At 54.9% G+C, this 21,655-nt stretch carries 19 protein-coding genes; 8 read left to right on the top strand and 11 right to left on the bottom strand.

The annotated features are described in order from the left end of the window. Positions 1-130 precede the first annotated feature (130 nt). Both K6123_RS04045 and K6123_RS04040 read left to right on the top strand, forming a co-directional pair. Positions 131-520, top strand: a complete 390-nt coding sequence (locus K6123_RS04045; RefSeq protein ID WP_221794332.1) for a hypothetical protein — start codon at positions 131-133, stop codon at positions 518-520. A gap of 26 nt (positions 521-546) precedes the next feature. Beyond that, positions 547-1,320: a ChaN family lipoprotein gene (locus tag K6123_RS04040; protein WP_221794329.1), complete on the top strand. Its 774-nt coding sequence runs from the start codon at positions 547-549 to the stop codon at positions 1,318-1,320. A gap of 125 nt (positions 1,321-1,445) precedes the next feature. Here the strand turns inward: K6123_RS04040 and K6123_RS04035 are convergent, their stop codons facing one another. From K6123_RS04035 to K6123_RS04005, 7 genes are all read right to left on the bottom strand, one after another. Beyond that, the gene (locus K6123_RS04035; RefSeq protein WP_221794327.1) at positions 1,446-2,942 is read right to left on the bottom strand and encodes a tripartite tricarboxylate transporter permease; all 1,497 of its coding nucleotides are present in this window, start codon (positions 2,940-2,942) and stop codon (positions 1,446-1,448) included. Positions 2,943-2,953: 11 nt separating this feature from the next. After that, positions 2,954-3,598: a hypothetical protein gene (locus K6123_RS04030; protein WP_343223959.1), complete on the bottom strand. Its 645-nt coding sequence runs from the start codon at positions 3,596-3,598 to the stop codon at positions 2,954-2,956. A 122-nt stretch (positions 3,599-3,720) separates the two neighbouring features. Continuing rightward, positions 3,721-4,668 carry a tripartite tricarboxylate transporter substrate binding protein gene (locus tag K6123_RS04025; protein ID WP_221794326.1) on the bottom strand — a complete coding sequence of 316 codons (948 nt, stop codon included), beginning with the start codon at positions 4,666-4,668 and terminating at the stop codon, positions 3,721-3,723. Between the two features lie 18 nt (positions 4,669-4,686). After that, on the bottom strand, positions 4,687-5,178 hold the full coding sequence (locus K6123_RS04020; RefSeq protein WP_221794324.1) for a universal stress protein: 492 nt from the start codon (positions 5,176-5,178) through the stop codon (positions 4,687-4,689). Between the two features lie 124 nt (positions 5,179-5,302). Then, positions 5,303-6,613, bottom strand: a complete 1,311-nt coding sequence (locus tag K6123_RS04015; protein ID WP_221794322.1) for an NAD(P)/FAD-dependent oxidoreductase — start codon at positions 6,611-6,613, stop codon at positions 5,303-5,305. A 197-nt stretch (positions 6,614-6,810) separates the two neighbouring features. Continuing rightward, positions 6,811-8,157 carry an alginate export family protein gene (locus tag K6123_RS04010; protein WP_221794320.1) on the bottom strand — a complete coding sequence of 449 codons (1,347 nt, stop codon included), beginning with the start codon at positions 8,155-8,157 and terminating at the stop codon, positions 6,811-6,813. A 100-nt stretch (positions 8,158-8,257) separates the two neighbouring features. Beyond that, on the bottom strand, positions 8,258-8,623 hold the full coding sequence (locus K6123_RS04005) for a cupin domain-containing protein (RefSeq protein WP_221794318.1): 366 nt from the start codon (positions 8,621-8,623) through the stop codon (positions 8,258-8,260). Between the two features lie 439 nt (positions 8,624-9,062). On the opposite strand from K6123_RS04005, the gene feaR reads away from it, so the two are divergent. The 3 genes from feaR (at position 9,063) to tyrS (ending at position 12,901) form a co-directional block, all read left to right on the top strand. Then, positions 9,063-10,007 (top strand): transcriptional regulator FeaR, encoded by a 945-nt coding sequence (gene feaR, locus K6123_RS04000; RefSeq protein WP_221794317.1) that lies wholly within the window; start codon positions 9,063-9,065, stop codon positions 10,005-10,007. Positions 10,008-10,374: 367 nt separating this feature from the next. Next, a complete protein-coding gene (locus K6123_RS03995; protein WP_221794316.1) occupies positions 10,375-11,472 on the top strand; it encodes an extracellular solute-binding protein in 1,098 nt (365 codons plus the stop codon). 160 nt (positions 11,473-11,632) lie between these two features. After that, positions 11,633-12,901 (top strand): tyrosine--tRNA ligase, encoded by a 1,269-nt coding sequence (tyrS, locus tag K6123_RS03990; protein WP_221794315.1) that lies wholly within the window; start codon positions 11,633-11,635, stop codon positions 12,899-12,901. Positions 12,902-12,986: 85 nt separating this feature from the next. On the opposite strand, the gene K6123_RS03985 is transcribed toward tyrS, so the two are convergent. The 4 genes from K6123_RS03985 to K6123_RS03970 form a co-directional block, all read right to left on the bottom strand. Further along, the gene (locus K6123_RS03985) at positions 12,987-14,390 is read right to left on the bottom strand and encodes an APC family permease (RefSeq protein WP_221794314.1); all 1,404 of its coding nucleotides are present in this window, start codon (positions 14,388-14,390) and stop codon (positions 12,987-12,989) included. 28 nt (positions 14,391-14,418) lie between these two features. Next, complete coding sequence (locus K6123_RS03980) at positions 14,419-15,711, bottom strand: NAD(P)/FAD-dependent oxidoreductase (protein ID WP_221794313.1); 1,293 nt, start codon at positions 15,709-15,711, stop codon at positions 14,419-14,421. A gap of 54 nt (positions 15,712-15,765) precedes the next feature. Continuing rightward, the gene (locus K6123_RS03975) at positions 15,766-16,182 is read right to left on the bottom strand and encodes a RidA family protein (protein ID WP_221794311.1); all 417 of its coding nucleotides are present in this window, start codon (positions 16,180-16,182) and stop codon (positions 15,766-15,768) included. Between the two features lie 73 nt (positions 16,183-16,255). Continuing rightward, positions 16,256-17,395 carry an ornithine cyclodeaminase family protein gene (locus K6123_RS03970; protein ID WP_221794309.1) on the bottom strand — a complete coding sequence of 380 codons (1,140 nt, stop codon included), beginning with the start codon at positions 17,393-17,395 and terminating at the stop codon, positions 16,256-16,258. 183 nt (positions 17,396-17,578) lie between these two features. On the opposite strand from K6123_RS03970, the gene K6123_RS03965 reads away from it, so the two are divergent. The 3 genes from K6123_RS03965 (at position 17,579) to K6123_RS03955 (ending at position 21,652) form a co-directional block, all read left to right on the top strand. Continuing rightward, the gene (locus tag K6123_RS03965) at positions 17,579-18,475 is read left to right on the top strand and encodes an AraC family transcriptional regulator (protein ID WP_221794307.1); all 897 of its coding nucleotides are present in this window, start codon (positions 17,579-17,581) and stop codon (positions 18,473-18,475) included. A gap of 803 nt (positions 18,476-19,278) precedes the next feature. Beyond that, positions 19,279-20,355, top strand: coding sequence for a peroxidase, FMP-type (locus K6123_RS03960; protein WP_221794305.1), 1,077 nt, complete (start codon positions 19,279-19,281; stop codon positions 20,353-20,355). Positions 20,356-20,395: 40 nt separating this feature from the next. Next, positions 20,396-21,652: a ferritin-like protein gene (locus K6123_RS03955; protein WP_221794303.1), complete on the top strand. Its 1,257-nt coding sequence runs from the start codon at positions 20,396-20,398 to the stop codon at positions 21,650-21,652. Positions 21,653-21,655: the final 3 nt, after the last annotated feature.

Below are 21,655 nucleotides of genomic sequence, written 5' to 3'. Positions count from 1 at the left end.
TGTAATACGTGACAGTTTGCTCAAAATCAGAATTAAGGCACCAACCTGGCAGGAATTGTTATAGCTGTCACAACATCCGTTACCATCATGGATTTATCTTGCTGCCTCTGCTGCCAGCCTCAGGATCATCATGGATAGATATTCAAAACGGCGTTTGTTTACGCTCGCGTTATTTCTTCCGGCTATTTCTACTTCATATGCAGGGCCGTTATTAAAACAGCCTGTTGCTGAACTCTGCCAGGCTCATGCCAGCATTCATGACCTCAATGGTGTACAACGCTGGTGTTCTCTGTCATCCAGGCAAGGAAATATAGAAGCGCAAGAGATACTGAAGCAGTTTTCAAACACCTCGGAGCCAAATCAACCGGTAGATCAGCCATCTTCTGAATCTCTCGGCAATATTTGCAGACTTCATTTCCAGATTATGGACACACCCGACGTCATGAACTGGTGTTCCATGGCTGCGAAAGCGGGTGACTCCTACGGTCTTTATATTATGAAAATCCTGGGGCCTCAATAAATGGAAAAGACAAAAGGAATAGTGAAATGCTGGAAACAAGACGCCCGGTGAACTATCAGGAAATGCTTCCCAGAAATATCGAGGTCGCAATATTTGGTGAGGTATCTCATAACACCAATATATACAAAATAGAATTCCTTAAGGCACTACCAGAACTCAAAAGGCGAGGGTTTACGCATCTTGGAATGGAAATGTTTCCCGCAAACCTTCAATCAGAACTGAACAAATTCAGTAATACTGCCAGTGGCAGTAAAGAACTGGCAGAATTTTTAGAAGAGAACTGGTCCTGGGGAAATGGCAGCAACAGTGTTTTATATTTCAAAATCATCGAAAAAGCTCGATCCCTTGGAATAAAAATCATTGGCCTGGACTTGCCTTACGACCAACATCAACAATATGACACATGTAATTCCAAACAACTATCTGATGGTACTTGCAAACAAAGCTCCCATTTAGCCAGAAATATATTCATGACCGATTTAATAGCGAATATTACAAATCATGGAGGCCGTTGTATCGCATTTATGCACTACTACCACGCCGTTTACATATCCGATTTTGAGGCCGGCATCAAGAATTTACTGGACAATAGGCATATTCAAAACAAAGTTATAAAATTGCTTCATCCTGAATTTTATCAAGACAGCCAACCGGTATGTGGACTAAAAAGCGACAAAGATGCCCCTACTATTGTTGCTGCTTACGACGAGTTTGCTTCAAATGAAAGCTTCTACATCAAAGGGTATTTAAGCTCGTGGAACCGTGGTGAGGACTATATTGTATTTTTGCCCTGTCAATAGATATTCCCAGCCTCTCAGAAGAGCCCGGTAGCAGATTTACCCGGGCTCTTCTGTTCAAAACAATAGCCTTCAACTTCGATTAAAAACTCCACATCCCGTAGGCTGCTACCGTTCCGGTTCATGATTTACGATTGAGAAACTGGCGACGGCGATCGGCTGCGCAGCTGACTGGCAACAAACACCCCGATCGACAACACAATCAAGGCCAGCAACACCAGGCTGATTGGCCGACTGACAAAAATGCTCATGTCGCCATCAGCCACGCCCATCGCCTGACGGAAGCGGGTTAGGAACACCGGCCCTAACACCAGTCCCAGAATAATCGGCACTGCCGGAATGTCGTTACGGCGCAGCACATAGCCGAACACGGCAAAGCCCAGCGCAATCAGCGCATCCGAGAACTGGTAGTTCTGGCTGTAAGCACCAATAAAGCCAAGCACCAGAATACAGGCGCCGATAAAGCGGCCTCGAATGCGGGTCAGGTTAACAATCCAGCGGGTGGCAAAGGTCAGGTAGAGGAACACCACGATGTTCATCAGCAGCAATGACAAATACAGTCCGGCGATAAACTCCGGCCGCTCGCTAAACAAGGTTGGGCCAGGAATGTAGTTGTGCACCATAAACACCGCCAACAGCATCGCCATCAGGGCATCGGCGGGAATCCCGAATGCCAGCAGTGGAATCATCACCGAGGCCGTCACCGCGTTGTTGGAGGTCTCCGATGCGATGATGCCTTCCTCGGCACCATTGCCGAATTGTTCGGGTGTTTTGGAGAATTTCTGCGCCAGTGTGTAGGAGAAAAACTGCGAGCCAAACTCGCCGACGCCCGGCAACAGCCCCATCACCACGCCCAGCGCGGCTGAGCGAATCACCGTCACCTTGTGTTTGAACAGAATCCAGACGCCGGCAAACATGCCCTCGCCTTCCAGCTTGGTGCGAGAAGCATCCTGACCACGCTGCGACAGCAACACAAATGCCTGTGACATGGCGAACAAACCGATCACCGCAGGCACCAGTGGAATGCCGTTGAGCAGCCAGACTTCACCAAAGGTGTAAACCTGCGAACTGAACGAGCGATCGATCCCTATGGTGCCGAGGAAAATCCCCAGCCCCAGCATCATGGCGGCCTCTACCACGTGTTTACGGTGGGCCAATACCACAAAAATCATCCCCAGCGCCGCCAGCATGGCGAACTCGGCGGAGCCAAATAACAGCGCCACTTGCGACAGTGTCGGTGCCAGGGTAACCAGTGAGAAGATGCTGATCAGGCCACCAACAAATGACGAGGTATAGGCAATCGACAGGGCTTTTTTACCTTGCCCGCGCTGTGCCATCGGATAGCCATCATAGGTCGTCAGCACCGCCACCGGCGTACCCGGCGTGTTCATTAAAATTGCCGGAATAGCGCCGCCATACCAGGCTCCGCCATAAACACCAAGCAGCAGGGAAACGCCTGCCAGGGGTTCCATCGAGAACGTCAGCGGCAACAGAATCGCCATCACACCGGCAGGTTCCAGCCCCGGAATCGAGCCAATGGTGACGCCAATCAGCGCTCCCAGCACAATCGCCAACAGCACGTTGAGGGCAGAAATTTCATGCAGCCCCAATAACAAGGTATCCATCCGGCGACCTCCTAAAGATACATATTGGCGAAGTCCGCCAGTTGGTCAGGTAACAGACCATAGAGCCAGACATCCGGCATCCAGACGCTGACGCCAACCCGGAATACCAACACCATCATGGCGGTTGCCAGCACTGCCATCAGCAACCAGAAACGGTTCAGCAAACGACTCAACAACAGCAAGGTGGTGATAAACAGCAGCGTCGACAGCGTAAAACCCACGACCGACAGTGATTCGATATACAACAGGAACAGCAGGCCGCAGATGATGGCGGTGCGATAGCCCAGCACCACGCAGGCCAGCTGATTAATCAGGTTGTCTGGCCGCATGCTGGTTTGCCCTGCCCGGTCTGATTGGGCCCGGTCTGCCAGCACCCGCCGCGCAGCCTGACCAACCCGCAGGGCCGCAAACAGCGTCATGATGACGAGCCCCAGACTGCTGCCAATCATCGGCTGGATGTACCAACCCTTGCTGGTGTCGATCCAGCTGGCCTGCCACGGCAAGAGCGCCAGCAGCACGGTGCCGAGCAGCAATAACAGCAGATAAATGCCAGCTCCCGGCGCTGCCAGCGGTTCCTGCACAGCCTGCAGTTCCGGTGCGGCAGGCTCCGGCGGCTCAGCAGGGTAAATTTCTTTGGTAGTCGATTGGGTTGCCACTTTGATTTCCGTCCAACAAGCCATTGTGCGTTTTCGACCACCGGTCAGATGGTCGAAAAAAGACCAGTAGCCAGCCAGTGCTGGTCTGGCCGCCGGACTGACTACTGGAAATGGTGAGATGGTTAGCGATTGATGTATTGCATCAGGGATTGGGCATTGGCGTAGTCGTCGGCAATCACTTGCTCGGCATCCTTGCCACCAATCCAGTAAACGCCAGCGCCGGTATTGGCACTGAGATTTTTGGCCTCATCGCGCTGCAGGGCTTTTTCAGCAATGGCGGCGATCTTTTGTTTGATGGCTTCAGGCGTGCCTTTTTTCACGAACAGGCCATTCCAGGTGGTCTGCGCCACCCCGGTTTGTTCCTTCAGCGTGGCAACATCCGGGGCAATCGACAGCCGGTCACGGGTCAGCGACGCCAGCAGTTTGACCTCGCCGGAAGCCAGACAAGACAGAATCAGCTGTGTGGTGGTGTTGATCACGTCAGCATCGCCGTTAGCCAGCGTTGAGCAGTTGTTTTCATCAAAGGCGGCATCGGAGCTGAACACAATGCCTTGCTGATCCGCTGCCTTGTAGGTGATTGCGGTTGGCAGCGCCTGGTAACCAAAGTGGCCCAGTGAAACCTTGTGGGCTTTGCTGTAGGCCGCCAGCTCCGCCATGTTGTTGTATGGCGCATCGGCTTTGGTGGCCAGCACAAACGGATAGTCGAGGAAGATACCAACAGGCTCAAAGGTATTCTGGTCGTACGGGGCATTGCCAGACATCAGCTGGGTGGTCACCAGATCCGCCACAAAGGAACCAATCATCAGGCCATCCGGGCGCGAACGGGCAACGTCCGCAGCACCAACAACACCACCGGCACCCGGCTTGTTCACCACGGTCGCTGGCTTGCCGGTTTCACTGGCCATTTCTTCAGCAATCACCCGGGTCAGTACGTCTTCGAGGTCACCTGGAGGCCAGGGCACCACAAACTTGACGGGACGATTAGGGTAATCCGCTGCCGTTGCATAAGGCGCTGACAGCGGGGCCGCCACCACAGCAGCCAGTGCAAGGTATTTTGCAATCTTGAGCATGAGCTAGTCTCTCCGGAGTTATTGTGGTCTTGCCAGCGGTACGATGAGTACCGGGATCGGACTTTGGTGAATCACGTTGCGGGCGGTAGAACCCAGAAACAGCCGCGACAGTGTTGATGACGCACGGTCGCCCATCACAATCAGTTCGGCGTTAAATTCCCTCGCCACATCAAGGATGATTTGTTCCGGTTTGCCGGAACGAACGACGACGCGTGGCGACTCGGCCAACTGCAGGCCGTCCTCAAGTTCCTGCTGCAGAAAGGCTTCAATACGCTGATGTACCCGTTGATGCTGGTTTTCCAGAATGCGGGCGGCGTGCAGGTTGCTGATACGCTCAGGCAGATAATCACGCACCATGTCCTGCATTTCAGAATCAAACGGCTCGCAGGCATGGAGGAAAATAATCCGTGCCTGATGAGCCAGTGCCTGTGCCACCGCCATACGAAATGCCGGTCGGCTACCAGGTCGAATATCCGATGTATAAACAATGGTTTTGATACTCGGAAGCACAGCTCCCCCCTGGCCAGTACAGCCACTTATAAAGCCACGAATAAAAATATTGCTGTCGGCTACGCCCTGATCAGTAGCCCCAAACCAGCAAAATGCTTGTTACAACAGAGTCAGCAACCCTGACTCAGCGGCGGCCGTTCCAATAGCCGGATAACTGGTGCCAGGTTTTACCGGCACTCAGAATGGCGCGGCGGAAATGATCCTTGCCCCAGATATCGATATGCGGCACCGAGCTCATCAGGTCATAACGATCCGACCCACCGAGAATGCCTTCCGCCAGCACCTTGCAGACGATATGGCTTGGCGTTACGCCAAAGCCGGCGTAGCCCTGCACGTAAAAGACATTGTGCTGACCCGGCAGCTTGCCGATTTGCGGGAACAGGTTTTCACCAACCGCCATCCAGCCGCCCCAGGCCATGTCGATTTTGACGTCTTTCAGATAGGGGAAAATCTTCAGCATGCGCTGGCGGTTCCACTCGAACAGATCGGTCGGGGTGTATTCGATAAAGTCGGTGGCAGCACCAAACAGCAGCCGGTTTTCATTGGTGACGCGGTAATAGTCGATCACCGGGCGGATATCACTGTAGGCACCCCGAATCGGTGAAATCTGCTCGATCAGGCTGTCTGGCAGCACTTCGGTGGCCATTTGATAGGCCTGGGTATTGATGGTCTTGCGGTGCAGGTAAGGCTCCATGCCCTGCAGCCAGGAATCACAGGCCCACAGCATCTTGCTGGCTTTTACCGAGCCGGTGCCGGTACGTACGGTGACACGCTCGCCGTATTCCACCGCAATCACCTGGCTGTTTTCATAAATGCGGGCGCCATAGCCCACCAGCGCTTTCGCTTCCCCCAGCAGCAGGTTAAGGGAATGCACATGGCCACCGCCCATGTACTTCAGACAGCTGCTGTAGGCATCGGAACCAATCACGGTCTTCACAGCGCTGCCGGTCAGCAGCTCAATGTCGTCATCCGGGCTCATGGCGCGGAAGTCTTTCTCCCATTGCACCAGGGTTTTTTCCTGCCGTTTGTTAAACCCCATGTAGGCATAACCGTGGCAGAAATCGGCGTCGATATCGTAGCGGGCGATACGTTCGCGAATGATTTTCTGGCCATCATTACTGATCGCAATGATGTTCTTCAGACCTTCGGAGCCAACGTGTTTTTCGATCTTGTCGAGGTCGTGACCAATACCTGCCATGATCTGGCCACCGTTACGACCGGTGCCGCCATAACCCAATACCCGGGCTTCCAGCACCACGATATTGGTAACCCCCTGCTCGGCCAGTTCCAGCGCCGTGTTGATGCCGGAGAAGCCACCACCAATCACCACCACATCCGCTTCGATATCGTCCTGCAACGGGGCAAAACGCAGATCGTATTTCTGGGTGGCACGGTAGTAGTTCAGCGCTTCGGTATTGTCGAAAGTGTTCATCATGGTCACTCATCGAGCCTGGAGAAGTCAGGCGGGCAATCGTAAAAATGTGAGCAAAAGGAACCGGCCGCAGCCCTGCATATGGCTGGCGCAGATCACGGTTTGATTACGGTAGAAGGAGGCCAATCCGGAAAACATCGCAAGACCCACTCCAGCCAGCCGCGGCCGGTCCTTTTGCCCACAAAGCCGGGCAAACTCAATCAATAGAAGAAATAGAAGCCAAGCTGGGCATACAGGTTGGTATCGCTATTACCCAACTGTGAACCACCATTGGCAGCGTCTTTTTCCGGGCTGTAGAAACCCAGCAGCGGCGACACCAGCATGTTGTCGTTGAGGAAATACTCAGCGTACAGATCCAGCTCCTGGCCATTGTTGTTCACACCGGCCTGTTTCTGATGGTCGGAGAAATCAAACCACAGTGCGCCAATGCTGAAACCGTCGTTAACCGAGGCTTTCAGGCCAATATGTTGAACATCGGTATTGCTGTTGAATGGACCGGCGTAGTTAGCCGCCACTTCGCCCTGGAACCAGGTGCCGTAACCCCGGCTGAAGCCGTAATACAGGGCATCGAAGTTTTCATCAAAGCTGCTGTAGCGATAGGTCAGCTGTGGTGACCACATCAGGTCAGCGAAGGTCCAGCCTGCCTCAACATAACCGGCATGAGCGACCACGCCGCTGTCACTCTTCTGACGCGCCACTTCCGAGCTGAAGAACAGATTGTCGATACCCAGCGAACCCTGATAGCGCAGGCTCATGGTGTCGAGGTTGTCGCGATCCGCCAGGATTGAGTAGGAACCGTAGGAGTCGGTGGTGAAGAGCAAGGCTCCGACAGTGCCGGTTTCGCCAACGTATTCGAGGTTGATACCCGAGAAATCCGTCCAGCCTTGCAGGCGGTTGTCAGACTGCACCTTGAACACATCCGCACGCATACCGGAGTCACCTCCCAGTCGCACGATCAGGGTACGATCAAAAGCACTGCGGGCCGAACCGCCCATCCAGTAGGCACCACCACGATCAACGTCATGCGCTGGCACACCCCAGGACTCAAGTGCTTCTTCAGCACCCTTACCAGCGTTCAGGGCATCGCCATTGATCAGGAAACCATCTCCAATGGCCAGCGTCTGGCGACCAAAGGAAATATCCACACCGTTTTCGCCCAGCGCCGGAATCAGCGAGCCGGATTTCCAGCCGAGGTAGGCGTTTTCCAGCGCCACACGGCGTTCTTCGCCGTTGGTCAAACCAGCAGCATCACCATCACCGGTCGTCGAGGTGGCGGAAACACTCACACCGCCGTACACGCTGCTGCTGCCAAATGAATGACTGCCATCCAGGCCAGCCTTGAAATAACCTTCCTGCCAGCTCACCGAACCTTCTTCGGAACGGAAACCACTGTTACCGCCATAGCTTTGCTGGCTGTTGAAATAGCCCAGGCCACCGTCCAAAGACAGGTTCAGACTGGTGCTGTCGCTTTCCATGACTGGCAAGGCAGTGGCGTTAAAGGCCCAGACAGCCGCCGCCAGGGCGGAATACTTCATAACGGGTTGCATGATCAGGTACTCCCTGAAGGTAAATTCTCGAATCCGGTAAAAACCGCTGCCGCACCACAGAACCGTGGCACCGCTTCGGCCAGGCTGGTCGCAGCGCGAATCAGCCCTCAACAATACTCATGTAGTTCTTGACGAAATCGTCCGACTCCACCGTCCACAGCACGGCAGTGCCTTTCTCGAAGTACCAGCTGTCACCGGCCTGGTAGCTTTCGGTTTCACCTGTCGCTTCGTTTTGCAGGGTGACCTTGCCGCTCAGCACGGTGGCGTGTTCGGTGAACGGGTAAACCATGCGGAAAACACCTTTGGTGCAACCAAACAGACCAACGGCAATGTTGGTTTCCGGGTTGCCAACCAGAAATTGCACTGAGGCTTCCGGGTTGCCTTCGATCACTTCAGAACCCAGGTTGGCAACGCTGCCAATCTTCATCATTGCCGAGGTATCCGTGGTCAGTTTCAGAGGCTGCATAGTCAGTCGTTCCTGTTGTTAGGAATGTTGTTGCGAAATAGGGTTGAGATGCACTGACGGTCGTCTGAAATCCATGACCAGAGCCATGAACCGAGCCGAGAACAACGACATCAGCGAGCAGGAGAACCGCTGCCGTCAGTGCCTGCCCAGTATTGAAAAAGCAGCCGGGGAGTTATTGAACTTGCGTGACAGGTTCTTGTACGAGGGTGACAGCTGGCACGCTCAGTCAAGCGTACAGGTGTTCAGATCAGGATAATCCTGACGGTCTGAAGGAAGCTGACAGCCAGCCAATTTGAACGGCCGTCAGCCCTGACAATAACAACAACATCAGATTGCCAGCCGCCCCAACCAACCGCCGGGCAATGGCATAAATCCTGCTCAGTTAACAGATAGATAAGAAGTTAACTATTCAGGAACCACCGAAAAGGTACGGCTCAGAATGATCAACCGTGATGCTGAATTTCACGCCCTCGATCAGTGGCAAACGCAGATGCGGGCTGTCTGTGGCAACTTTGTTACCCAACTCCCCGACCGCGGTAACAGCTTCGTTGGCGACTTTATTCCGCACCAGCACAAAGAGATTGATTCCGCGACCATTCGCACCAATGCCGGGCGTATTTTTCGTTCCGGCACCAATGCCGATCAGGAAGATATCGATCACTGTTTTCTGGTAATGCATAACTCCGGTTTCGCACGCTTCGCCGACCAGCAAAACAGCCTGCAACTGTCGCCCGGTGACATCTTTCTGATGAGTGGCATCAAGCCCTGTGAACTGACGCCAGCCGGGCTGATTGAACACGTGTCCTTTCCACTGGAACGCCAGCGGGTGGAACACAGCCTGGGGGGTGCATCACCGGTATTTGGCAAGGTAAACCAGCGTTCCACTGCCGGTCTGATGATCCGCACCATGCTCGACAAGCTGACCACCGTCAGTGGCAACAGCAGCCAGCAAAGTCTTGAAAAAGACGCCATTGAAGACGCCATCCTGACCTTGCTGAAGCCATCGCTGCAGTACAGTGACTTCTCGGCCGAAGCCCTGGGTCACATGAGCCGCGATATCTGGCAGGCGGCGCAGTTGCTGATCAACCGCAACCTGCAGCAAGGTGATCTGGCTCCGGCGATGCTGGCCCAACAGCTGAATATTTCCGTACGCCAGCTGCACCGGATTTTTGAAGACCACAATGACAGCGTCTGTCGGTTTATCCTGCGCAGCCGCTTGCAACAGTGCGCCAGTGACCTGAAATCTGCCCGCATGCAGAAAACCTCGATCACCAGCATCGCCTACAACTGGGGCTTTGCCGACTCGGCTCATTTCAGTCGCAGCTTCAAAAAGCAGTATGGTGTGTCGCCGAAGGAGTTTCGCGCCGGTTACCTGGCCAACTGATTTACCAAATCCTGTCTTACGCCTTACCCGTCATCCTGAGCTTGTCTCAGGATCCATACGGCGATGAATTTCCCATCGCCGTATGGATTCCATGCCTGCGCAGCCCACAGTTCCCAGCTCGTCTGGAAAGACATCATTGTCAGCGTTTGCTTCTGAACTGACTTACATCAGGGCTCGGCAGTTGTTTGGCTGCCGACACGCAAACACAAGAACTCGTCCCCCTCGTACAAGTCCGCCAAGCCGCTCAACACGCATGATTGCTGCCTGACAACCACAACAAACCGCAGCAAAAACAATCGTGAATCCCGCACAGCCAGGCCGGGGTCTCCCGGCCATCGGATAACGGCTGGCGGCTCCGGGAGGGTACATGAAACAACTGATCGCCATATTGGCACTGCTCTGCAGCGGCCTGTCGCTGGCCGAACCAACCACCTTGAAAATCATCAACTGGGGCGAATACATAGCGCCGGATGTGATTGCCCGCTTCGAGCAACAATACAACGCCAAAGTGGAATACACCGGCTATTACAGTGTTGAGGAATTCAGCAGTTATTATTTCAACAACGCCAACCACTACGACGTGGTATTCCCGGCCTCACGAATTATTCCCCGCCTGACTGAACTGCAAATGCTGCAGCCGCTGGAGCTCAGCAAGTTGCCGCGTTTCAACCAGCTGCGGCCGGATGTGCTGGAACAATATAAGCAGCAGGAAAATGGCAAGTTACACGGCATTCCCTATATGTGGGGAACCACCGGACTGGGCGTCAACATCAAACAGCTGCAACAGCTGGGCATTGCCGACTACAAGGATTCCTGGGCCTTGCTGTTTGACCCACAGGTGCGCACCAAGGCCGCCCAATGCGGCATTGGCCTGCTGAATGAACGTGATGAACTGTTCGCGGCAGCGCTGGCGTATCTGGGTTATTCCCCCAACACCACCAACAAACAGCAACTGACTGCGGCAGGTAATCTGCTCAGGGAAGCCATCCAGGACGCCCGTTACCTGCACGCCAACCAGTATCGTGAAGACCTCACCGCGGGCCATATTTGTGTTGCCGTTGGCTACTCCGGCAACATCCTGCAGGACATCGCCGACTTCCCGGATTACGCCTACTACATTCCTCGCGAAGGCGCGGCCATGTGGATCGACGTGATGGGAGTCGCCAGCAATGCGGAGCAGCCACAGCTCGCCTATCAGTTTATCGACTTCCTGATGCAGGCCGAAAATGCCGCCGCCAATACCAATCTGATGGACTATCCCACCGCCATGGCCAGTGCTGAAGCCCTGATCAACAAGGACATCATCAACAACCCGGCGATTTATCCACCGCAAGTGCGGCTCAGTCATCTGGAAGCCCTGGTGCCACAGGACAAGCAGGCCAGCCGGATCAAACATCGTTTGTGGGTCAGCGCGATCTGTAGCGGGCGCGATTGGTGTTCGGTGCCGATGACGTCGTTTTTCTAGTCGCGTTCTTTCCCTTTCAATTTCAGTCCCGGCATGCCGGGACCTGATCCCATGTCCCATTTTTTCTATACAGCTTGCGCGCCAATAACCGCTAATTCCGTGTTTGCCTGATCTCTCCTCGCAGCAGATCGACTTTCCCGCAACCGGATCCGAGGCGCTCATGACCAACCCGAATCTGATACAAGACCTGATCGACCGTAACCTGATTGCCCAAAGCAGCCTCGATACCGAAGCCCTGCAAGCCTACCTGTCAGAGCCGCGCAGCCTTTATTGTGGTTTTGACCCCACCGCAGGCAGTCTGCACATTGGTCACCTGGTACCGCTGTTGATGCTGAAACGCTTCCAGCAAGCGGGTCACCAGCCAATCGCCCTGATTGGTGGAGCCACCGGCATGATTGGCGACCCCAGCTTCAAGGCTACCGAACGCAGCCTGAACAGCAGTGACCAGATCGACCTCTGGGTCGACAGCCTGGGCCAGCAGATCAGCCAACTGCTGCACACCGACGGCAGCAACACGCCCATCTACGTCAACAACCGCGACTGGATGGGCAAACTCAACGTGATGGAATTCCTGCGCGACATTGGCAAACATTTCAGCGTTAACGCCATGATCAACAAGGAGTCGGTGCGCCAGCGTATCGAGCGGCCGGAGCAAGGCATTTCCTTCACCGAGTTTTCCTACAGCCTGCTGCAGTCCTACGACTTTGCCGAACTGAACCGCAGTCATCAGTGCGTGCTGCAAATTGGTGGTAACGATCAATGGGGCAATATTACCGCTGGCATTGACCTGACCCGCCGCCTCAATGGCACTCAGGTACATGGCCTGACGCTGCCGCTGATTACCAAATCCGACGGCACCAAATTTGGCAAAACCGAATCCGGGGCGATCTGGCTCGATCCAAGCAAGACCTCGCCGTACCGTTTCCACCAGTTCTGGCTCAATACCGCCGACGCCGATGTTTACCGTTTCCTCAACTACTACAGCTTTATTCCGGTTGCTGAAATCAAGGCACTGCAAGCCGCCGACCAGGCCAGTGGTGGCAAACCACAAGCTCAGTCAGTGCTGGCCGATGCCATGACCGAACTGGTACACGGCCCGCAACAGTTGCAACGGATTCAGGAAACCAACCAGCTGCTGTTCAGCGGTGCGGTGCAGCAACTGACGCTGGAAGCACTGCAACAATTACAACTGGATGTGATCCCGACGACTCAGCTGGCGGCAGAAATTCCCTTGCCGGAAGTGCTGGTCGAATTGCAGCTGGCGAGTTCGCGCCGTCAGGCCCGTGAGCTGATCAGCAGTCAGGCGGTGACGATTAACGGTGTCCAGGCGAGTGATGAAAATGCCTGTCTGCATGATTTTGCCGCCCTGCATGACCAGTACTGGCTGATCCGCAAAGGCAAAAAGCATTTTGCGCTGGCGGTTTGCTGAAGGGATCTGCTCTGCAAGATTTAAAACAAACGGGAGCCAAGGCTCCCGTTTGTTCGACTGTTGTCAGGCTGGAGGTGAAGGATGGTTAATCCATATCCGGCTCAAACAACCCCCGCTTCATATAAAACTTCACCCATACCGCCGCAATCACACTCAGCACCAGCAGAATCGCGCCGGTCAGGCTATAAACGGTCATTGTCATTTCCGGTGCCGGGGAGTTATTCAGCGCCACATAGGCCATGGCGATCAAACCCAGAATCTGTGGCAGTGGATAAAACGGCGTGCGGTAAGGACGTGGGTAGTCCGGCATCCGCTTGCGCAGTACCAACACGTTGATATGCGCCACCATGTAGGCCAGCAGATAACTGGTGGTCGCCGCAATCACCAGGGTGATCAGTGAATCAATGCCCACCAGCAGATAAGGAATGGTGGTCAGACCCGCCAGCATCAGGGTAGCGACCCAGGGCACACCAAAACGGTTGGTGGCTTTCAGTTGCGGGAACGCCTGTTTTTGCATCGCCATGCCGTGCAGCATGCGGGGAACCGAGGCCAGCAAGGTATTAACCGTGCTGCAGGTAGCCGCCAATGCCATCACCGTCGCGATAAACAGGCCGCTTTTGCCGAATACCGCATTGGCATAATCCAGATACGGAATCGGTGAGCCGGTGAGGGTTTCAACGTCGAGATAGAAACTGGCGCCAATCACAAACAGGGTGAAGATACAGAAGATCGCCAGCAGCGACAGCTGCATCGCCCGCGGGATATTTTTCTCTGGATTGTTAACCTCGTTGATCATAGGGCAAATAAATTCCACCCCGACCATCAGCCACAATGCCAGTGCCACCAGACCGATAAAGCTGCCGTCCAGCACCCCGGCAAAGCTCCAGTCAACCGGCGTACCGGTCAGTTGTGGATGCGGTTCGGTAATACCACTGACGGCACACAGCCCCAGCAGAATCAGCGCACTCACCAGTACAAACGCCAGCAGGTTCTGGACCCGGGCAAACACATCGGAGCCCACCAGGTTGGTGACGACCAGCACCGCCAGAATCAACAAGGGCACCACTTTTTCCGGCAACATGCCCGGCAGCAGTTCGCCCAGCATGACGTCGACCAGGAACATTTCCACCGGCATCGCCAGCACCGCCACCATCACATAACCGGCAAACACCACCACAATGGCCGGGAAATGACCAATGGCTTTCTGGGTGTAGGTTGCCAGCGTACCTTCCTGCGGGAACATCAATGACAGTTCAGCGAAACTCATGGCATTGAATTGCGCCATGATCAGCGCCATTACCATGGCGGCAATAAAGCCCATGCCCCCCATCCCGATCCCCTGGGTGGCGGATATCATTGCGCCCTGCACAATCACCATCCCGATCGAGATGGCCATCATGGTCAGCAGACCCATTTTGAGGGTTTTCGATTGCCCGCCAGCAGAAGTCCGCGGAGTCGTATTGCCTTGCACTTGCGTCAGTTCACTCATAGTACTGTTCCTCTTGCAAAGGGCGCGTTCAGAGCCGCTCGAAACGATAGGGAGCCGGGTCAATAATCGGCGAGACACCAGCGACAAGATCCGCTGCCAGTTGTCCGGCAGCAGGACCAGTGCCAAAACCGTGGCCGGAGAAACCGGTCGCAACGGTCAGGCCCGGAATTGCCTTGATCTGGTCGATCACCGGATTGGAATCCGGCGTCACATCAATCAGCCCGGCCCAGGCTTCCTCGATGCTGGCATTGGCAAACGCTGGCCATGCCGCACTGAGGTTGTTGAGCGCGTCCTGATTCAATTGTGGGTTAGGTTGTGGGTCCATGGTACGAATCTGCTCAAATGGCGATTGCGACGATGGTTGCCAGCGTCTGGCCAGCGCCAGATCACGGAAGAAATGTTTGCCAAAACCGATGTTGAGAAAGCTGCGCTGGGTCTTCAGCTGATCGAGATAACGCCAGCCCACCAGCAGGTGATCCAGGGTAATCGGCGCATCCAGCTTGCCGCGCTGGGTGATAATAAAACCGCCATGCTGATGTTTGCGGAATGAGAAATCCGGGCCACCGACGGCGATATCAGTAGGGCCATCCATCGGTTTGGTACGTAATACCGAACAGATCAGCGGCAGCGTAGGCAATGCCACTCCCAGATTACCGAGGAAACGCCGCGACCAGGCACCACCTGCCAGCAAGACCTGCTGACAACGAATCTCACCACGTTCAGTCACGACGCCACTGACCTTGCCAGCAGCCATCGACAACGACCGTACCGCACACTGCTGAATCAGCCGGGCGCCTTTTTCGATCGCCGCCGCCGCCATCGCAGGTACGGCAATGGCGGGTTCGGCACGGCCATCGGACGGGGTATAAATGCCGCCCGCCCAGTTGCCGCGACCACCGGGCACCAGCCGATCAATATCCGCCTGGCTCAACAGCCGCGAATCCAGCTGCAGGTCCGCTACCGACTGATGCCAGCTTTCATGCATGGCCAGCTGTTCCTGGGTCTTGGCCAGAAACATGATGCCAGCCTGACGGTAACCCACCTCACGGCCAATTCGCTGCGGTATCTCAGCCCACAGCCGGTCAGCGGCCTGCGCCAGCGGCACATCGGCAGCGTGACGGCTGGTCTTGCGAATCCAGCCGAGGTTGCGCGACGACTGTTCGCCGGCAATATGGCCTTTCTCTAACAGCACCACCGGAATATTGCGTTCCGCCAGTGCCAGTGCGGCGGTTACCCCAACGATGCCGCCACCAATAATCACCACTTCGGTCGATTCTGGCAGTTCATTGGAGCTGATGACGGATTCCAGCATCTTGGTCATGGAATGAATCTCCAGCAGGGAGCCGGGTATTTCTGCATACCCGGCGCCGGATTATTAGATGTTGATGTATTCGATATCGGCTTTCGATGCGCCACGGAATGCAGTCACTTCGATTTCCACCAGGTACTGGCTGGACCCCAGCGGTGGGCAGGTAGCCGTGGTTGCCGGGTCAACACCGCGGAATTTGCTGCCGATAAACTCCATCACCTGGTGAATGTGTTCAGGTTGCTGGATAAACACGCGCGACATCACCACGTCCTGCAGGCTGGCATCAACCGCCGCCAGGGCTCTTTCGATGTTGTCGAACACCACTTTGGCCTGGGCAATCGGGTCTTCGGAGAACTCCCCGGTTTGTGGATCGCGACCGGCGGTATTGGATACAAAAATCCAGTCATCAACAGCAACCACACGAGAATAGCTGGCGACTTCCTCGAACTTGCCACCGGTTTTGACTTTCAGAATTCGGGTCATTTTCTTACTCTTGAACTGAAGCAAGTCCGACCTGCTGGCCGGCCTTGCTGATATAAGGATGGGGTGGAATCAATCAGCGCAGAGCTGGCTCGTCCCACAGGTTGAGTTTGACGCCGATGCCCTTCTCAAGGGCGGTGCGGTAGATTTTGGTGGCCCAGGCGACGTCTTCGACCGGCATGCCACCGACCGACATAATGATGATTTCGTCGTCGTTGCGGCGTGCCGGGCTGTCACCGGCCACGATGGCACCGAGGTCTTCGAGCTCGTCTTTTTGCATCTGGCCGTCAGCGATCATGTCCATAAACCGCATCCCCACCAGCGGGATCACGTGATGGCTTGGTTTCGGCACTTCTTCGTACCAGGTCTGGTACAGCCCAATGCTGTCCATCACCTTGCGGACATCGGCACCACTCATGCCGTCGTCGAGGCTGCAGCTGGCAGGCATGGCCAGGAAGGCACCCGGCTTGATCCATTCACGCTTCACAATCGGGTAGGTATTGGGATCGCCGACTTCGCCGGAATTGCAGTAGGACACCAGGTCGGAGTCCCGCACCACGGCTTCAATGCTGTCGACCACCTGAATATTGCTGACTTGCGGGAATTCCTTTTTCACCCAGCCAATGAAGTCATCGAGACTCTTCTGGCCACGGCCCTTGACCTTGATGGTGTCAACTTGCGGACAAGCGGCGATGAAGGAAGCAACGGTGGTTTTACCCATCACACCCGGCCCCAGCAGGCCAATGACACGGGAATCCTTGCGCGCCAGGTGACGGGCACCCACGCCGGGAATGGCACCGGTACGGTAAGCCGACAGCAGGTTGGCAGACATATGAGCCAGTGGCGCACCGGTATCAATATCACTGAGCGTCATCATCAGGATCGAACGAGGCAGGCCTTTTTCGCGGTTGGCAATGTTGGAGCCATACCACTTCACGCCGCAGGTCTGAAAGTCACCACCCAGATAGGCTGGCATCGCCATCAGACGACGGTCAGCGGTAGGTTTTGGCATGGTCGGGAATGGCGACTGTTCCGGGAAGGAGATCATGGCGCCGTGGGAGTCACTGTTGGGACCGGCCATGCGGTAGTCACCCTGGTGCAGCAACACAAACATTTCTTCCATTGTGTCTACACAGGCAGGCATGTCAGTTACGCCCGCGGCGATCATGTCACTCTCAGACAAGTAAATAAAATCGATCTTGGTATTCTCGGACATCGGGTTACCTCTGGGCGGCCAGCAAACGGCGACTGCCCCATCACTAAACTGCTGAATTCGCACTGCACACCAAAAACGGCTGCAGCAGTGATGACCGATGCTATTTAGCCCCCCACAAGCTGTATTGAATATTTGGGACAGCGCCCGGAGGTGAATACATGACCAGAAGCAGGTGGAAAAATCATGGCAAATGACGTGTATCGCAGGCAGGTTGCGGGAATTCTCTCCAAACAACCCTGGTTTGTGCTCAATGCTGCGACCCATTATGACCTGGTCATTTCGGACAATCCGGCGATATCCCACTTCTACAGTTTTGAAGCCAACCACCAGAACGGCCTGGCGTTTGCCATTCCCGATGGCTGTGTTGATATCGTCTTTGACTGCAACAGTGAACAGCCCAGCGCCCGGGTTTGTGGCACCACACTGGAAGCCCGCTGTGCCCAATTGCAGGACCACCACAGATACTTTGGTGTGCGATTCGCGTTTGGGGTGATACCTGATTTTCTGAATCTGGCAGCAGATCAGCTGGTCGATCACGAGATCAACCTGCTGGAGTTACTGCCGCACGCCCGCGAGATGATTGAACAGATCAGTAACGAGCCACAGGTACTGGCCCAGAGCCGCTTGTTTGAACATTTTTTCCGCAGCTTTCACAACCGCCAGCCATCGGCACTGACGCTGGAGTCCATGCAGCGTATTTGCCAGCACAAGGGCAATATCCAGATCCAGCAACTTGCCGAACAAACCGGCCGCAGCCGTCGTACCCTGCACCGCCAGTTTATCGACGATCTTGGCATGTCACCGAAGGCCTTCAGTCGTATTGTCCGCTGCCAGTCAGCGGTGTACGACATCAACCATCAGCAGGATGTGGTGTTCTCGGCGCTGGCTTCAGACCTTGGCTTCAGTGACCAGTCGCACTTCCTGCGGGAATTCAAGAAATGCGTCAATGCCACCCCGGCGGATTATCAGGGCCAGGTGCAACAGCAAGACTACCTGCAGCGGATTCGGCATTTTGGCCATCCCTCTTTGATAACCTTGCAACCGGGCAGTCTGGCCAGCTGGCCATGGCACAGCGCCTGAGATTAACAGCACCTGAAATTAACAACGTCAGAGATTAACGGGATCAGGGATCAGGGATCAGATCCTCCGGACATTATTCTGCTGGCGAACCACTGAAGACCCGGACATAAATCTGGCCATACACCAACCGAATAACCAGCCTTTCATGTTTCCCTTTATTAATCATTTTGAAAATCAATAAATTATTTGATTGATATAACTCCCCGCATTCAGGAATCTCATCACCTGAATATTTAACAATCTGGAATATTTGAAATATATCCGTCACAAGAAAACGCCAGGTGCCATTGACGCCGAGATGATTTCCACTTTTGATATGTAAAAAACTGTCATCAAAATCACGTTAACACCCTCAGAAATCCTCACTATGGCGCGTAGTCTTCCCGGTTCTGCGTCACTCAACAGCAAATGGTAAAACGGGTCTAATACTTAAAGCTGAGTTTATAAAAAGTGCTGATATAAGTATGAAGCTCGTCAGATTATGTCCTTTCTTCGCTTATATTTTTTCAGTAGCCTTTGGACATCAGCTTATAAAATTATTCTCAATAGTTAACATTAAATCCCATCAGTAATACACATTCTTTTTTAACAGGAGGAACAATCCGGCTGTATTCACCTATCTGTATTCCAGCCTGGCAATCCAGCACGAATACCGGCAGCCGAGCAATCAACCACCGTGAGCACCGATCAGTTGTATCCAGAAGTTGTAATCACAGCCGCAAACCGCTGTGCCGCATGGATTGATCACTGGATGAGCCAGCCCTGGCCATCGTGAGAATTACAACAACATCAAGGAGCAAGATATGTCGGACAACTATCCCCGTTACACCCCGGACGTGCTCGAGCAGCCAGCCGACTATGGCGTGCTGGCGCAACTGGCCGGTACCTGGGTCAACGTCAATCCCGACAACACCACCGCAGGCTGGGGGATTCACACCACCTGTATGCCATCCCCCGGTTCCAACTCGGAAACCCTTCCCGGCAAATTCCATTTCCTCTGTGAAAACTACACCGAAGAGCTGACCTTCACTCTGGTACCCGGCGGGGTGCGTAACCGTGGTGGCACCAACGAGCAATTCTGCGGTGCGGTGCAATATGAACAGCAGATCAAGGACCTCAACGGCGGCCTGTTACACGTCGAAAACGGCATGTATCTGTGGCTCAGTGATGTCTACAACCATCCGGCTGACGACGACTCCATTATGGAAGACATAGGTTTTCCGGAAATGCGTTCCGGTGATGGCTCCAACGGCCCGCAATATGTGCCCAACTATCAGGTTTCCCGCAGCGGCACCATTCCCCATGGCAGCACTGTGTTGCTGTTTGGCAAGCAATCCGGCCCAACCACCGGCGCTCCTGAATTCCCCACTGGCGATGCCACCTGGGATCCCGCGCATCTGGCAATTTCAGACAGCATGGGCGGCGCCGGAGCCTCTCCGTCGAACCCCATCAATCTTGATCAGCCAGCGCCAGCCTGGGTCGACGACAAGAGCCTGCCAGATACCGACCCCAGTGGTAACCGCACCTACACCCAGCGGATTCTGGCCCATGAGCTGTACCCGTATTCGGTACGCCCAGATCTCAAACTGCGCGATGTGCTGAGCAGCCAGAACGTCAAAAGCTACACCTTGCTGACCATGGCGACCGAACAAACCGGCGGCGCCCAGGGTGGTGTTCTCAATACCCCGTTTGTGCAGCGTTTTACGCCGATCCGGGAAATGCAGTTCCGCCTCTGGATTGAAACCATCGAAGAAAACGGTGAGGAAATCCTGCAGCTGCAATATGAGCAGATCCAATTCTTCGAATTCCAGTTTGGTACCGACGGCGGCACCACCCGCTGGCCACACATTCAGGTCAACACCCTCAGGAAGAAAGCCTGATCACAGCGCCTGGTTAATCCAGACATAAGGAGATGGACCCATGTCGAACAGCGACACAGTTTCCAATAAGGCCTTTCACGGCCTGTTCAGCCGTCTTTATAGCGACGATACCTCACTGGATGATTTGCAGGCGGCTGCCCAGCTGGCCCTGCAGGTGGAATTCACCACCATTCCTGTGTATCTCAGCGGCCTCTATTCCATCAGTGACACCAGCAGTTATGCTTACCAGACGCTGCGCAGTGTGGTGATGGAAGAGATGTTCCACGTCAACCAGGCTGCCAATATTCTGGTCGGGCTCGGCGGCTTGCCAGTATTTACCGGGGCTGCGGCACCTGTGTATCCCGGTTACCTGCCACAAGCCAATCCCGCTACCACGCCTTATCTGGGCCTGTATCGGGCCTCGCCAGACGTCTTCAGCAACGTCTATGAAGCCATCGAGACTCCGGCACCACTGGGAGCACCAGCGCAGGGCAGCAACTACGACAGCATCGCCCAGCTGTATCAGGCGCTGGTCGACGCCGTCGATGCCTACCCCGGCAATCCGTTTGAGCCATCCAGCAGCTGGCCAGGCCGCCAGCGCACTGATATTTACCTCGGCAAGTTCGGCGGTAACGTCAACCCGGTGCTCAACAAGGACAGCTTCCACGCCGCCGTGAATGAGATCGTCAAACAGGGCGAAGGCACAGTACCGCCAGAAGCCCCACTGATACCGATCCAGCAATACGGCAGCTACAACCACTATGGCAAGCGCACCGACGGAACCTACGGCCCGATCACCGGCACGCCGTACGAACTCAGCCATTTCATGAAATTCCGCAGCGTCGCCAACCAGCCTGCTGATTTTCCGGCCTCTTACCCGGTGATATCCAACCCCAAAGCCAGCGATTACAGCAATGACGACGCCGTACTGATGTCGCAGGTGTTCGATATCTGCTACACCATGATGCTGCGAGCGTTTGAGAAAACCTTTAACGCCAGCGCCCCCGACCCCTACTTCAACATTGTGCTGTCGATCATGCATGGCGTCTTGCCATCACTGGCGCGCGCCATGATGCAAACCCCCGCCCTCATGGATGGCGACAGTGCTGTCGGCCCCAACGCTTCCCCTGCCTGGCGCTGCCTGCCTGACAACATCGTTGTGACTCCGGCCGACCTGCCAGCCGACATTCACAAGTTGCTTGAGCGAGTGCCGGAAAGTCGCGCGACAGCCACAGTGCGAAGCCTGCTTGAACAGGCGCAGTACAGCAGCATCGAAATTGCCGACATGACCCAGAAACTGGGCCTCACCACGCTTTGATCT

This window comes from Oceanobacter mangrovi (assembly GCF_019740315.1).
GTDB lineage: Bacteria > Pseudomonadota > Gammaproteobacteria > Pseudomonadales > Oceanobacteraceae > Oceanobacter > Oceanobacter mangrovi.
This window is presented reverse-complemented; position numbering and strand designations above follow the sequence as displayed.

Coding starts and splice junctions, on each gene's coding strand:
- K6123_RS04045 (WP_221794332.1), top strand. CDS start 131: ATGGATAGATATTCAAAACGGCGTTTGTTTACGCTCGCGTTATTTCTT.
- K6123_RS04040 (WP_221794329.1), top strand. CDS start 547: ATGCTGGAAACAAGACGCCCGGTGAACTATCAGGAAATGCTTCCCAGA.
- K6123_RS04035 (WP_221794327.1), bottom strand. CDS start 2,942: ATGGATACCTTGTTATTGGGGCTGCATGAAATTTCTGCCCTCAACGTG.
- K6123_RS04025 (WP_221794326.1), bottom strand. CDS start 4,668: ATGCTCAAGATTGCAAAATACCTTGCACTGGCTGCTGTGGTGGCGGCC.
- K6123_RS04015 (WP_221794322.1), bottom strand. CDS start 6,613: ATGATGAACACTTTCGACAATACCGAAGCGCTGAACTACTACCGTGCC.
- K6123_RS04010 (WP_221794320.1), bottom strand. CDS start 8,157: ATGCAACCCGTTATGAAGTATTCCGCCCTGGCGGCGGCTGTCTGGGCC.
- K6123_RS04005 (WP_221794318.1), bottom strand. CDS start 8,623: ATGCAGCCTCTGAAACTGACCACGGATACCTCGGCAATGATGAAGATT.
- feaR (WP_221794317.1), top strand. CDS start 9,063: ATGATCAACCGTGATGCTGAATTTCACGCCCTCGATCAGTGGCAAACG.
- K6123_RS03995 (WP_221794316.1), top strand. CDS start 10,375: ATGAAACAACTGATCGCCATATTGGCACTGCTCTGCAGCGGCCTGTCG.
- tyrS (WP_221794315.1), top strand. CDS start 11,633: ATGACCAACCCGAATCTGATACAAGACCTGATCGACCGTAACCTGATT.
- K6123_RS03985 (WP_221794314.1), bottom strand. CDS start 14,390: ATGAGTGAACTGACGCAAGTGCAAGGCAATACGACTCCGCGGACTTCT.
- K6123_RS03980 (WP_221794313.1), bottom strand. CDS start 15,711: ATGACCAAGATGCTGGAATCCGTCATCAGCTCCAATGAACTGCCAGAA.
- K6123_RS03975 (WP_221794311.1), bottom strand. CDS start 16,182: ATGACCCGAATTCTGAAAGTCAAAACCGGTGGCAAGTTCGAGGAAGTC.
- K6123_RS03970 (WP_221794309.1), bottom strand. CDS start 17,395: ATGTCCGAGAATACCAAGATCGATTTTATTTACTTGTCTGAGAGTGAC.
- K6123_RS03965 (WP_221794307.1), top strand. CDS start 17,579: ATGGCAAATGACGTGTATCGCAGGCAGGTTGCGGGAATTCTCTCCAAA.
- K6123_RS03960 (WP_221794305.1), top strand. CDS start 19,279: ATGTCGGACAACTATCCCCGTTACACCCCGGACGTGCTCGAGCAGCCA.
- K6123_RS03955 (WP_221794303.1), top strand. CDS start 20,396: ATGTCGAACAGCGACACAGTTTCCAATAAGGCCTTTCACGGCCTGTTC.